11 protein-coding genes are annotated in these 12532 nt (G+C 73.8%); 5 read left to right on the forward strand and 6 right to left on the reverse strand.

Annotated elements, in window-relative coordinates; all coding sequences use genetic code 11:
• Positions 1 to 299: 299 nt before the first annotated feature.
• On the forward strand, positions 300 to 1388 hold the full coding sequence (locus K329_RS28805; RefSeq protein ID WP_245596652.1) for a hypothetical protein: 1089 nt from the start codon (positions 300 to 302) through the stop codon (positions 1386 to 1388).
• A 191-nt stretch (positions 1389 to 1579) separates the two neighbouring features.
• On the opposite strand, the gene K329_RS0122120 is transcribed toward K329_RS28805, so the two are convergent.
• The 3 genes from K329_RS0122120 to K329_RS0122130 form a co-directional block, all read right to left on the reverse strand.
• Complete coding sequence (locus K329_RS0122120) at positions 1580 to 2602, reverse strand: inorganic phosphate transporter (RefSeq protein WP_028474744.1); 1023 nt, start codon at positions 2600 to 2602, stop codon at positions 1580 to 1582.
• Positions 2603 to 2604: 2 nt separating this feature from the next.
• Positions 2605 to 3222, reverse strand: a complete 618-nt coding sequence (locus K329_RS0122125; protein ID WP_028474745.1) for a DUF47 domain-containing protein — start codon at positions 3220 to 3222, stop codon at positions 2605 to 2607.
• Between the two features lie 168 nt (positions 3223 to 3390).
• Complete coding sequence (locus tag K329_RS0122130; RefSeq protein WP_084541509.1) at positions 3391 to 5574, reverse strand: RNA degradosome polyphosphate kinase; 2184 nt, start codon at positions 5572 to 5574, stop codon at positions 3391 to 3393.
• A 130-nt stretch (positions 5575 to 5704) separates the two neighbouring features.
• Between K329_RS0122130 and K329_RS28810 the strand changes: the two genes are divergently transcribed.
• Positions 5705 to 7000: an alpha/beta hydrolase gene (locus K329_RS28810; RefSeq protein ID WP_245596653.1), complete on the forward strand. Its 1296-nt coding sequence runs from the start codon at positions 5705 to 5707 to the stop codon at positions 6998 to 7000.
• Entirely contained in the window at positions 6997 to 7677 is a 681-nt protein-coding gene (locus K329_RS30005) for an SGNH/GDSL hydrolase family protein (RefSeq protein ID WP_052337225.1), read from the forward strand. The genes K329_RS28810 and K329_RS30005 overlap by 4 nt, the downstream gene beginning before the upstream one ends.
• Positions 7678 to 7681: 4 nt before the next feature.
• On the opposite strand, the gene mshD is transcribed toward K329_RS30005, so the two are convergent.
• Together mshD and K329_RS28820 are read right to left on the reverse strand one after the other, a co-directional pair.
• Complete coding sequence (gene mshD, locus K329_RS0122145; protein WP_084541602.1) at positions 7682 to 8590, reverse strand: mycothiol synthase; 909 nt, start codon at positions 8588 to 8590, stop codon at positions 7682 to 7684.
• 103 nt (positions 8591 to 8693) lie between these two features.
• Positions 8694 to 9428: a response regulator transcription factor gene (locus K329_RS28820; protein WP_043644408.1), complete on the reverse strand. Its 735-nt coding sequence runs from the start codon at positions 9426 to 9428 to the stop codon at positions 8694 to 8696.
• Between the two features lie 82 nt (positions 9429 to 9510).
• Here K329_RS28820 and K329_RS0122155 point away from each other — a divergent pair, with 82 nt between their 5' ends.
• Entirely contained in the window at positions 9511 to 9813 is a 303-nt protein-coding gene (locus tag K329_RS0122155) for a MoaD/ThiS family protein (protein WP_052337226.1), read from the forward strand.
• 54 nt (positions 9814 to 9867) lie between these two features.
• Here K329_RS0122155 and radA read toward each other — a convergent pair whose 3' ends face one another.
• Positions 9868 to 11283: a DNA repair protein RadA gene (gene radA / locus K329_RS0122160; protein WP_028474749.1), complete on the reverse strand. Its 1416-nt coding sequence runs from the start codon at positions 11281 to 11283 to the stop codon at positions 9868 to 9870.
• 199 nt (positions 11284 to 11482) lie between these two features.
• Here radA and K329_RS0122165 point away from each other — a divergent pair, with 199 nt between their 5' ends.
• The gene (locus K329_RS0122165; protein ID WP_052337227.1) at positions 11483 to 12523 is read left to right on the forward strand and encodes a LacI family DNA-binding transcriptional regulator; all 1041 of its coding nucleotides are present in this window, start codon (positions 11483 to 11485) and stop codon (positions 12521 to 12523) included.
• The last annotated feature ends 9 nt before the right edge of the window (positions 12524 to 12532 follow it).

A 12532-nucleotide genomic window follows, 5' to 3' on the forward strand; every position in this document is an offset into this window, starting at 1 on the left:
GCCCCCGTCTGCCGGGTGCGCCCCACCCGACAGCGATCCACGAGCCCGCGCGTACGACGTACGCGCGGGCTCGTTCGCGTCGGGGGGGATGGTGGGGTGGCGGGAGTGCTGCTCGTGGTGCGGCCCGGCGCATCCTGCCGGGGCCGGGTAGTCCCTGACGGAGTGGTCGTTCGGACCTCCGTCTGACGACCACTTCGTCAGGGACTACCTCGACCAGACGAGCAGACGCGGCCAGGGCGGGCACGGGCCCTGTGGATGACGACGAGCAGGGCGGTCGGACAGGTCCGATGATCGATCGGGTGACCGCGACCGACCCCCTCGAGCTCCTCGAAGGAGTTCTCGCGCGCCGGCGTCCCGACCTCGTCGTGCCGCGTCGAGTGGTCCGGCCGGCGGCCGCCGGCCAGACAGCCCGCGCCAGCCGGGGCCCGACCCGTGGGCAGGCTCGTGCGAGCTGGCAGCGCACGAGTCGGGGACTCTACGTCCCGGGCGACGTCGATCGCAGCGTGCCGGCGCAGCGCGTGGTCGAGGCGGCGGCCCTCCTGGCCGGTCACAGCGGCGCCGTCACGGGGTGGGCGGCGCTGGCGTGGTCCGGCGCCCGCTGGAGCACCGGTCGGCACGCAGACGGATCACACCGGCCGGTTCCCCTCGCCGTCAGCACGTTCGACCGACGACCCCAGCCGGGGTTCGCCATCTCGGCCGAGCGGCTGGCCCCGCCGACCATCGAGGTGGTCGACGGTGTCCGCGTCACCACCGCGGCACGGTCGGTGGCCTTCGAGATGCGGTACGCGCCGTCGCTCGTCGCCGCCCTCGTCGTCGCCGACATGGCGGCGTACGACGATCTGGTGTCGACCGAGGAGCTGGCCGCCTACGCCAGTCAGCTGAACGGGTGGACCGGCGTTGGACGGCTTCGCGACGCGCTGGCGCTCATGGACGAGAACAGCTGGTCGCCCCAGGAGTCCGAGGCACGCTACGTGTGGAGCGTCAACGCGGGGCTCCCGCGGCCTCTGTGCAACCACCCGGTCTTCGACCTCGACGGACGACACCTCGGGACGCCGGACCTGGTCGATCCCGAGGCGGGCGTCGTGGGTGAGTACGACGGCGGTGACCACCTGACGGTCGCCCGCCGCCGGTCGGACCTCCGGCGAGAGCACGCATTCCGCTCCGTCGGCCTCGAGCACGTCGTGCTCGTCGCCGGTATGTCGGTCGAGGAGCGTGCGGGACGCCTGCGAGCGGCTTACGCGCGTGCGCAGGGACGGGACGCGCGCGCCAGGCGCTGGAGCACGGAGCCGCCGCGGTGGTGGACGTCCACCACGACGGTCGCTGCCAGGCGGACCCTCGTCGGCGCGGAACGTGACCGCCTCCTCGCCTACCGCCGGGCTGCGGCATGACGAGTGAGGGGCTGGAACTCGGTCGGTCACCGCTGGCCGAGGTAGTCCCTGACGAAGTGGTCGTCAGGGGGACGTGCGCACGACCACTTCGTCAGGGACTACCCGGCACGAGGGAACGGGCGTACGGCGCCAGGCGCCCGCGGCCACCGCGTCGGTACGGCGCCGCGGCCGGGCCGCCGCGCACCCCAACCTCAGGGCGCGATCTCGAAGACGAAGTGCGCGAGCCAGTACCCCAGGGCGCCGACGAGGCCGGCGGCGGGGAAGGTCAGGATCCAGGCGCTCACGATCGACTTCGCGACGCCCCAGCGCACGGCGGAGAACCGCTTGGTGGCGCCGGCGCCCATGACGGCCGAGGTGATGGTGTGGGTGGTGGAGATGGGGGCCTGGAAGGCGAAGGCGGTCGTGTAGAGCACGCCGGCCGCGACCGACTCCGACGCGAAGCCGCGCGGGGGGTCGAGGTCGATGATGCGGCGCCCGAGGGTGCGCATGATGCGCCAGCCGCCGGCGTACGTGCCGAGCGAGATCGCGGCGGCGGCCGAGAAGATCACCCAGAGCGGCAGGCCGTCCTCGCGGGAGGCGAAGCCGCCGGTGACGAGGGCGAGGAAGATGACGCCCATCGTCTTCTGGGCGTCCTGCAGGCCGTGGCCGAGCGCCATCGCGGCGGCCGAGAGGGTCTGCGCCACGCGGAAGCCGCGGTTGACCTTCGCCGGGTTCTTCCTCCGGAAGATCCACATGATCGCGATCATCACCGCGAACGCGGCGGCGAAGCCGAAGAGCGGCGAGAGCAGCATCGGGATGACGACCTTCTCGACGATCGTGTCCCACTTGACCGTGACGCCGCCGGCGATCGCCGCGCCGACGAGGCCGCCGATGAGGGCGTGGGTCGACGACGAGGGCAGCCCGAAGTACCAGGTCACGAGGTTCCAGGCGATCGCGCCGAGCAGCCCGGCGAGCACGACGACGAGCCCGTGCACCGCGATCGAGGTCGTGTCCGGTGCCGGGAGCGTGATCACCTCGGCGACCGTCTCCGCGACCCGTTGGCCGAGGAAGGCACCGACGAAGTTCATGACGGCCGCCATGAGCAGGGCGACGCGGGGCGTCAGCGCACGGGTCGAGACCGAGGTCGCGATCGCGTTGGCCGCGTCGTGGAAGCCGTTGGTGTAGTCGAAGACGAGGGCGACGACGACCACCACGACGACGATGGTGAGCTCCACGCTCAGGACTCCTTGACGGCGATCTGCTCCACCCGGTTCGCCACCGTCTCGAAGGCGTCGACCGCGCGCTCGAGCGCCTCCACGATGTCCTTCAGCTTCAGCACCTCCAGCGTCTTGTAGGTGCCGCTGAAGAGGCTGGCGAGGGTGCGGCGGTGGTTCTTGTCGCCGGCGTTCTCGAGACGGTTGATCTCGATCCAGAACTCGGAGAGGTCCTTCATCGTGCGCAGCCGCGGCATCGCGTCGGCGGTGAGCTCGGCGCAGCGCTGCAGCACCTCGACCTGCTGGCTCAGCTCCGGGGGCAGCACCTTCACCTCGTAGAGCAGGATCAGGTCCACCGCCTCGTCCATCTCGTCCATGACGTCGTCGAGGCCCGACGCGAGCGCGTAGATGTCCTCGCGGTCGAAGGGGGTGATGAACGTGCTGTTCACCTGGCGCACGATCGCGTGCGTGGTCTCGTCGGCGGCGTGCTCGGCGTCGCGCATGCGGCGGGCGACGTCGTCACGGTCGGCCCCGTCCGCGAGCATCTCGGCGAGCAGGTCGGCACCACGCACGAGGTGCTGGGCCGACTGGGAGAACAGCTCGAAGAACGAGCCGTCGACGGGACGGAAGCGGAAACCCACGGAATTCTCCTGCTGGACGGGACGTGGCCGCCCCATGCTAGGGCCAGGTCAACTCGGTGACGCAACCGCGACCCCTCGCGCGCGCCGACGCCGGGCCCCCGCGTCGTACGACGCACGCGGCCCGCGGGTGGTCGCGGGCCGACCGGCGGCCCGGCGCGGAGGCGTGGATCAGGGCCGGCGGCGCCGCTGGCGGTCGATGAGGGTCTCCTGCAGGTGGACGGACCCGCCGTTGTGCCGCCACTCGCCGTCGGGGCCGAGCAGCCAGGCCGCCGTGTCGTCGGCGAACGCGAGGTCGAGCAGCCGGGCGACGTTCGCCTCCTGCTCCTGCGGCAGGCGCACGAGCACCTCGACGCGCCGGTCGAGGTTGCGGTGCATCATGTCGGCCGAGCCGATCCACGCCTCCGGACGGCCGCCGCCGGCGAACCAGAAGACGCGGCTGTGCTCGAGGAACCGCCCGAGCACGGAGCGCACGGCGACGGTCTCGGAGAGACCGGGCACGCCGGGACGCAGCGAGCAGATGCCGCGCACGAGCAGCTCGACGGGCACGCCGGCCTGCGAGGCGAGGTAGAGGGCGTCGATGACCGCCTCGTCGACGACCGAGTTCGCCTTCAACCGGATGTGGGCCGGCCGCCCGGCCTGGTGGTGCGCGATCTCGCCGTGGATGGCCTCGACGAGGCCGGTGCGCGCCGAGTCGGGGGCGACGAGCAGCTCGTCGTACGACGCGTTGCGCGAGAACCCGGAGAGGTTGTTGAAGAGGTGGGCGACGTCCTCGCCGATGCGCGGGTCCGCCGTCAGGAGGCCGAGGTCCTCGTAGAGGCGGGCGGTCTTCGGGTTGTAGTTGCCGGTGCCGATGTGGGTGTAGCGGCGGATGCCGTCGGGCTCGTCGCGCACCACCAGCGACAGCTTGCAGTGGGTCTTGAGACCGACCAGGCCGTAGACGACGTGGCAGCCGGCGTGCTCCAGCTTGCGGGCCCAGCGGATGTTGTTGGTCTCGTCGAAGCGCGCCTTGATCTCGACGATCACGAGCACCTGCTTGCCGGCCTCGGCCGCGTCGACGAGGGCGTCGATGATCGGCGAGTCGCCGGAGGTGCGGTAGAGCGTCTGCTTGATCGCGAGCACGTGCGGGTCGGCCGCGGCCTGCTCGAGGAAGCGCTGCACCGACGTCGAGAACGAGTCGTAGGGGTGGTGCAGCAGCACGTCGCGGCGGCGCACGGCCTTGAACACGTCGACGGGCGAGCTCGACTCGACCTCGGCGAGGAACGAGTGGGTGCTCGGCACGAACGCCGGGTAGCGGAGGTCCTCGCGGTCGAGGTCGGCGATGTCGTTGAGGCCGCGGAGGTCGAGCGGGCCCGACAGCCGGAACACCTCCTCCTCGCGCACGGCGAGCTCCGACATCAGCAGCTCGAGCACGTTCTCGTCGATCGACTCCTCGACCTCGAGGCGCACGGCCGGGCCGAAGCGGCGGCGGAGCAGCTCCTTCTCGAGGGCGGCGAGCAGGTTCTCGGCGTCGTCCTCCTCGACCTCGAGGTCCTCGTTGCGGGTGACCCGGAACGTGTGGACCTGCAGCACCTCCATGCCGGGGAACAGGCGCTTGAGGTGCTCGCCGATGACGTCCTCCAGCGGCACGAAGCGCTGGTTGCCGACGGCGACGAAGCGGTCGAAGATCGGCGGCACCTTGACGCGCGCGAACTGCTCCTTGCCCGACTTGGGGTTGCGCACGAGCACGGCCAGGTTGAGCGAGAGCCCGGAGATGTAGGGGAACGGGTGCGCGGGGTCGACGGCGAGCGGCGTCAGCACGGGGAAGACGCGGTCGCGGAAGAGCCGCTTGCAGTGCTTCTGCTCCTCGCGGTCGAGGTCGTCCCACCGCACGAGCTGGATGCCCTCGGTCAGCAGCGCCGGCGTGATCTCCTCGCGGAAGACGCGGGAGTGCCGGTCCATCAGGTCACGGGTGGTCGCCCAGATCTCCTTGAGCACCTCGCGCGGCAGCATCCCGGAGGCCGCGCGCACGGCCACGCCCGCCGCGATCCGTCGCTTGAGACCGGCCACGCGGACCATGAAGAACTCGTCGAGGTTGCTCGCGAAGATCGCGAGGAAGCGCACGCGCTCGAGCAGGGGCAGCGACGGGTCCTCCGCCAGCTCCAGCACCCGCTGGTTGAACTTCAGCCACGAGACCTCGCGGTCGAGGAACCGGTCGCCGTGCTTCTCGACGGCCGCGAGGGCCTCGGGGTCGGGCCGGTACGGCGGGTCGACGTCGAAGGTGTCCCCGCCCACGGCCGCGAGGGCCGCCTCGGGCGGCCCGTCGTCCAGGGAGCCGGAGACGTGGGCGGCGAGGACGGACGGGTCGGTGCTCATGGGCCACAGTCTGGCACCGGTCGGTGAACGGAACGTGTCCCGCGACGGCCGGTGGCGGGGCTGCCGGGGCCGGGCACGGGATCCGCCGTACGGGTGCCGCTGTTGACGCGGGTTCGGTAGCGTGCGGGAGGTGGCCCCGACCTCCTCGCTCCGCTCCCTCGCCCTGCCCCGGCTGACCCGCGGCACGGCGTCGGCCAAGGCCGCCTTCCTCTCCGGCGTGCTCCGCCTGCCGACGTCGACGAAGCGACGCCTGGCCGGTCCGCCCGTGGTGCTCGACGGCCTCACCCTCGACCTCGACACCCAGCTCGTGCTGCGCCTGAAGAAGGTCGCCCGCGAGCCCGACGTCGAGACGCTCCCGGTGCCCGCCGCCCGGCGCGCCCTGCTCGCCCAGACCCGGCTGGCGGGGGGCCAGCAGCCGATCGGCGAGGTCCAGTCGTGCCGCGTCGCCGGCCGCCCCGGTCGGCTCTACGTGCCGCGCGGACGGCTGGTGCGCGACCACGGCGCCGGCGACCCCCTGCTCGTGTTCTTCCACGGCGGCGGCTGGGTCTACGGCGACCTCGACAGCCACGACCCGCTCTGCCGCTTCCTCGCCGAGCGCGCCGGCGTGCGGGTGCTGTCCGTCGACTACCGCCTCGCGCCCGAGCAGCCCTTCCCGGCCGCGTACGACGACGCCCTCGCGGCGTACCGCTGGGTCACCGCGAACGCCGGGTGGCTCGGCGCCGACACCAGCCGCCTCGCCGTCGGCGGCGACTCGGCCGGCGGCAACCTCGCCGCCCTCGTGGCGCTCGAGGCGGCCCGCAGCGGTCTCCCGCTCGCGTTCCAGCTGCTGATCTACCCGGCCACCGAGCTGACGCGGTCGTCGGCCAGCCACCGGCTCTTCGGGAAGGGCTTCTACCTCACCACCGAGTTCATGGACGGCTGCGCCGACGCCTACCTGCCCGACGCCGCGATGCAGGCGTCGCCGGCGGTCTCGCCGCTCGTCGCCGACCTGCCGGAGGGCCTCGCCCCGGCGTACGTCGCCACCGCCGGGTTCGACCCGCTCCGCGACGAGGGCGAGGCCTACGCGGCGCGCCTGGCCGAGGCGGGCGTGCCCGTCGAGGCGCAGCGCTTCGACGGGCTCATCCACGGGTTCGCGAACTGGGTCGAGCTCGGCGCGACCAACCGCGCGGCGCTGTCGCGGATCGCCGACGCGCTGCGGGTCGGGCTGGGCGTCGGTGACGAGACCCGTACGGCGGGCGCCCGCACCCCGGCCCACGCCCTCGCGCGCGGTCTGCGCGACACCCCGGGCCACGTCCGGCGCACCGCCGCCCTGGTGGGTCGGCCGGAGGCGGCCGACCCGCAGGCGGCCACCCGGGAGGCGGCCGAGGTCGAGGCGTCCGGTCCGGCGTCCGACGCCGAGCCGCCCGCGGAGGACGTCGCGCGATGACCACCGCTGGCGACGACCGCACCCGACGCCTCCTCCGGCGTGGGGGAGCGGTCGGCGTGCTCGCGGCCGTCGTGGCCGGGGTCGCGGTCGTCGACCTCACGCGCGTCGAGGCCAGCGACGCGGGCATCCCGACGGTCTTCATCGGCGACTCGATCACCGAGGCCGACACGGAGGACGTCGTCGACCTGCCCGGTCGGGGGTCGTGGCTGCGCTACGTCGTCACCGACGACCGCACGCCGTGGCGGTACGTCGCCAACACCGCCGTGTCGGGCCAGACGCTCGACGAGATGGCCGCCCGCTTCGAGCGCGACGTGCTGGCCCGCAGCCCCGAGGGCGTGGTCATCATGGGGGGCACCAACGACGTACGCCTGCGCCTGCCGGTCGAGCGGTCGACGGCCGCGCTCCGGTCGATGGTGACGGCCGCGCAGGAGGCGGGCGCGGAGGTCTGGATCATCTCGCCGCCGCCCCTCGAGGCGCCGGGCTGGGGCGACGTCGGTCCGCTCATCGAGGCCGAGCGCGCGCTGGCCGACGAGCTCGAGGTGCCCTTCGTCGAGATCGTCGACGCGGTGGGCGTCGACGAGCGCCGCTGGGAGCCCGGTCTCTCCCGCGACGGCGCGCACCCGACGCGCGAGGGCGCCGAGGCCATCGCGGCCGCCGTGCTGGCCGCTGTCGGCTGAGGGCTCAGCCCCGGGCGTACTGCACGTGGGTCGCGACGACCTCGAACCCGAGCCCGGCGTAGACCGCCCGCGCGGGGTGGTTGTCGCCCTCGACGTACAGCTCGATCTCGGTGACGCCGCGGTCGGCCAGGTGGTGCAGGCCGGCGAGCGTCAGCAGCTTCCCGAGGCCGCGCCCCTGCGCCTCCGGGGCGACGCCCACGACGTACACCTCGCCCGTCGTGCCGCCGTCGGCGACCGCGGGCTCGATCTTGGTCCAGTGGAAGCCGAGGGTGGCGCCCGTGGCGGCGTCGACGGCGAGGAGGAGGCCGGCGGGGTCGAACCAGTCCTGCGCGGTACGGCGCGCGAGGTCGTCGGCGTCCATCGCGCCCTGCTCCGGGTGGTGCGCGAACGCAGCGGCGTTGATGCGCAGGAGGTCGGCGGCGTCGCCCGGCGCGGCCGGGTCGTAGGCCCGGACCCGGACGTCGTCGCGCTCCGGCGGCGCGGGCAGGTCGGTGGCCGGGCGGGCCATGACGAGCAGCTCGCGCACCGCGTGGAGGTCGTGCTGGCGGGCGAGCGAGGCCGCGCCGGGGTGGTCGACGTGCGACCAGGCGAGCAGCCGGGGACCGGCCTCGGCGACCGCGGCGGCGGCGAGCGCCGTACCCGTGCCGGCACGGCGGGCCGTCGGCGCGACCGCGAGGTCGAGGGACTCCCCGGTGAGGAGGGCGAAGCCGACGGGCTCCTCGGCGTCGGTGGCCAGCCAGAGGCGGGCGCCGGCGAGGCCGTCGTGGGCGAGGCGCAGGTGGGCGGCCTCGTCGAGCACGCCGGCGCCGTCACCGGCGTGGCAGGCCTCGTCGACGGCGCGGACGGCCGTCAGGGCGGCGGCGACCTCCGCCTCGGCGGCGTCGGGAGCAATGGCACGGAGCGCGGCGGGCATGCCCCCGACAGTACGACGGCCCCCGGGGCGGGACCCCCGGAGGCCGGCGTCGAAGGAGACGCGGTCGAGCTGGTGGAGCTGGGTGGAGCCGGTCGGTCGGGGCTCAGGCCTCGACCGACGCACCTTCCGCGCTGGAGGTGACCTTGTCGGTCTTCTCCTTGCTCGGGAGGACGAAGCGGTAGCCGACGTTGCGCACGGTGCCGATGAGGGTCTCGTGCTCGGGGCCGAGCTTGGCGCGCAGGCGACGCACGTGCACGTCGACCGTGCGGGTGCCGCCGAAGTAGTCGTAGCCCCAGACCTCCTGCAGCAGCTGCTGGCGGCTGAAGACGCGGCCCGGGTGCTGGGCCAGGAACTTGAGGAGCTCGAACTCCTTGAAGGTGAGGTCGAGGGCGCGGCCGCCGAGCTTCGCGGTGTAGGTCGCGTCGTCGACGACGACCTCGCCGCTGCGGATGACGTGGGCCTCCGGGTCGTCCGCCTCGCGCTGGGCGGCGAGCCGACCGATGGAGAGGCGGATGCGGGCCTCGAGCTCGGCGGGGCCGCAGGTGTGGAGCACGACGTCGTCCATGCCCCAGTCGGCCGCGACGACCGCGAGGCCGCCCTCGGTGACGATGAGGAGGACGGGGACGTCGGTGCCCGTGGTGCGGATGAGGCGACAGAGGTCGCGGGCGTGGGCCAGCTCCTGGCGGCCGTCGACGAGGACGAGGTCGGCGTCGGGGGCCTCGAGGAGGGCGCTGCCCTCGGCCGGGAGGATCTTCACGCTGTGGCCGAGCAGTGCGAGGCCGGGCATGACCTCCACCGAGGGCTGAAGTGCGCTGGTGAGGAGCAGAAGTGTGCTCATGATGGTCTCCTGCCTGAGGGGCGGGGACCGAAACACGACATTGAGCTTCGGCCTGCTGAGGTGAACGGAAGGATACAGAAACATGGGCGACACACCATCGGAATCCTCGCGAAGTGAGACACAGGTCATCGAGGTCCGCTACTGGGCGGCCGCGAAGCAGGCCGCCGGCACCGACGCCGACCGCGTCGAGGTCGAGGGTGCGGTCACGCTCGCTGACCTGCAGCAACGCGTGCTCGGACTGCACCCCGGCGCGCGCCTCGGTGACGTGCTGGCCGTGTGCTCCGTGCTGGTGGACGACCGGCCGTCGAGCTCGGAGGAGCCGGGCGAGGTCGTCGTGAACCCGGGGCAGGTCGTGCAGTTCCTGCCGCCGTTCGCCGGGGGCTGAGGCCCGGCTCGGCCGGTCCGTCGCCCCTCCGGGTGCGCGGACCGGCCGAGCCCGTCAGCCCGGCAGCAGGCTCAGCAGGCGCAGGGCGGACGCGACGTCCGTCACATCGATGACACGCATGCCGTCGACGGTCCAGGACTCCGGCGAGCGCGCGTGCACGCCCGAGCGGCCCGGCACGACGGCCACCCGGAAGCCGAGCCGGGCGGCCTCGGCGAGGCGCAGCTCGAGGTCGCGGACCTTGCGCAGCTCGCCCGCCAGGCCGATCTCGCCCATGGCGACCGCGCCGAGCGGTGCGGCGCGGCCCTGGCTGGCCGAGGCGATCGCCACCGCGAGGGCGAGGTCGCTCGCGGGCTCGTTGAGCTTCGCGCCCCCGACCGTCGAGGCGAACACGTCGGTGTTGTGGAGACGGATGCCGCAGTGCTGCGCCAGCACGGCGAGCACCATCGCGACGCGGGAGCTGTCGACGCCCGACGTCGTACGACGCGGCCGGTCGGCCGTCGTGGGCGTCACCAGCGCCTGGACCTCCGCGAGGAGGGGGCGGCGGCCCTCCATCGTCACCGCCACGCACGTGCCGGCGACCTGGCGCTCGTGGTGCTCGATGAAGAGACCCGTGGGGTCGGAGACCGCGAGGATGCCCTCGCTGCCGAGCTCGAAGCAGCCGACCTCGTCGATCGGGCCGAAGCGGTTCTTCATCGCCCGGACCATGCGGAACCGCGAGCCGCGGTCGCCCTCGAAGTGGAGCACGACGTCGACGAGGTGCTCGAGCACCCGTGGGCCGGCGATCGAGCCGTCCTTCGTCACGTGGCCCACCAGCACGGTCGTGATGCCCCGGGTCTTGGCGACCCGGATGAGGGCGGCCGCGACCTCCTTGACCTGGGTGACGCCGCCGGGCACGCCGTCGACCCCGGCCGCGTTGATGGTCTGCACCGAGTCGACGACGAGCAGGGTCGGCTTCACCTCGTCGATGTGGGTGAGCACGGCCCCGAGGTCGGTCTCGGCGGCGAGGTAGAGCTCGTCGGTGATCGCGTGGGTGCGGTCGGCGCGCAGGCGCACCTGGGAGGCCGACTCCTCGCCCGTGACGTAGAGCGTGCGCGCCGCCAGCCGCGCGGTCTGGGCGGCGACCTCGAGCAGCAGCGTGGACTTGCCGACGCCGGGCTCGCCCGCCAGCAGGAGGGCCGCCCCCGGCACGAGACCGCCGCCCAGGACGCGGTCGAGCTCGGGGATCCCGCTCGAGCGGAACGCGGCGGCCTCGACGCCCACCTGGCCGATCGGGAGCGCGGGCGTGGTGACCGGGCCGGCGGCGCTGGAGGCGCCGCGGGTGCCGTCGGCCCCGGGACCCACCTCCGCGACCGTGCCCCAGGCCTGGCACTCGCCGCAGCGCCCCACCCACTTCGCCGTCTCCCACCCGCACTCGGTGCACCGGTGGACGGGACGGTTGCGGGAGCGGGACGAGGGTGCGGGGCGACTCATGCTCCGCACCGTAGACGAGCGCACCGACAGCGCCCCCGGGCTGCGCGCCGGGCTGCCCACGGGGATGCTCCGGGGACGGCTACGACATCTGCCGGGCCGCTCCGGGGATACGGTCGCGGCACCGCGACGGACGTCACTATGCTCGTCGCGGCGGTGCTTGGATCGATCAAGCGTCGCGACCGACCGACGAGGGAGAGCGATGGGCCGGGACCCCCACCGGGTGCTCGACGTGCCCCCGGCCCCGCCGACGCTGGCGGACGTGGCCGCGGTCGCGGGTGTCTCGCGCCAGACCGTGTCGAACGCCCTCAACAACCCCGCCCTCCTGCGCAGCGACACGCTCGAGCGGGTGCGGGCGGCGATCGACCAGCTCGGCTACTCGCCGAACCGCGCGGCCCGCAACCTGCGCACCCGGGCCTCCCACCTCATCGGCCTGCGCCTCACCCCGTTCGCGGAGGGCACGGCGAACGCGACCATGGACCGCTTCGTGCACTCGCTGGTGCAGGCGTCGCGCCAGGCGGGCTACCACGTGCTGCTCTTCGACGGCGACGACCCGACCGACCCGGCCTCGGGCTACGACGAGCTCGTGCGCTCCACCGCGGTCGACGCCTTCGTCGTCACCGACACCTACCGGGGCAACCCGCAGGCCGCCTACCTGGAGGACGCGAGCGTCCCGTTCGTGGCCTTCGGTCGCCCCTGGACGCCCGCGGCGCTCCACCCGTGGGTCGACGTCGACGGTGCGGCGGGCACGGCCGCCGCGACGAGCCACCTCCTCGACCGCGGCCACGAGCGGATCGCCTGGATCGGGTGGCGCAAGGACTCCCCGATCGGCGAGGACCGCCGCGCCGGGTGGTCGCGGACCCTCCACGCCCGGGGCCTGCCCACCACCGGGCTCGCCTCCCGCGTCGAGGACCTGGTGACCAGCGGCCGGGAGGCGGCCGGCGTGCTGCTCGACGAGGCGGCGCCGACCGCGTTCGTCTGTGCCTCCGACACGCTCGCCATGGGGGTGCTCCACCAGCTCGCGGAGCGCGGCCTGCGCCCGGGCCACGACGTCGCGGTGGTCGGCTTCGACGACTCCCCGGTGGCCCAGGTGGTGCCGGGCGGACTCACCTCCGTGCGCCAGCCGCTCGAGGAGGTCGCCGTGCAGATCGTGCAGCGCCTCGGCAAGCTGATCGGCCGCCGCGAGCGCTTCGGCAGCGGTGCGCTGCTGACGCCGCGACTCGTCGTGCGCGGCTCCAGCTAGGGGTTCCCC

Source organism: Nocardioides alkalitolerans DSM 16699, from assembly GCF_000426525.1.
GTDB classification, from domain to species: Bacteria; Actinomycetota; Actinomycetes; order Propionibacteriales; family Nocardioidaceae; genus Nocardioides; species Nocardioides alkalitolerans.

Excerpts from the sequence above, each read along its gene's own strand:
- K329_RS0122130 (WP_084541509.1), bottom strand. The coding sequence starts at position 5,574 with ATGAGCACCGACCCGTCCGTCCTCGCCGCCCACGTCTCCGGCTCCCTG.
- K329_RS30005 (WP_052337225.1), top strand. The coding sequence starts at position 6,997 with ATGACCACCGCTGGCGACGACCGCACCCGACGCCTCCTCCGGCGTGGG.
- mshD (WP_084541602.1), bottom strand. The coding sequence starts at position 8,590 with ATGCCCGCCGCGCTCCGTGCCATTGCTCCCGACGCCGCCGAGGCGGAG.
- K329_RS28820 (WP_043644408.1), bottom strand. The coding sequence starts at position 9,428 with ATGAGCACACTTCTGCTCCTCACCAGCGCACTTCAGCCCTCGGTGGAG.
- K329_RS0122155 (WP_052337226.1), top strand. The coding sequence starts at position 9,511 with ATGGGCGACACACCATCGGAATCCTCGCGAAGTGAGACACAGGTCATC.
- radA (WP_028474749.1), bottom strand. The coding sequence starts at position 11,283 with ATGAGTCGCCCCGCACCCTCGTCCCGCTCCCGCAACCGTCCCGTCCAC.
- K329_RS0122165 (WP_052337227.1), top strand. The coding sequence starts at position 11,483 with ATGGGCCGGGACCCCCACCGGGTGCTCGACGTGCCCCCGGCCCCGCCG.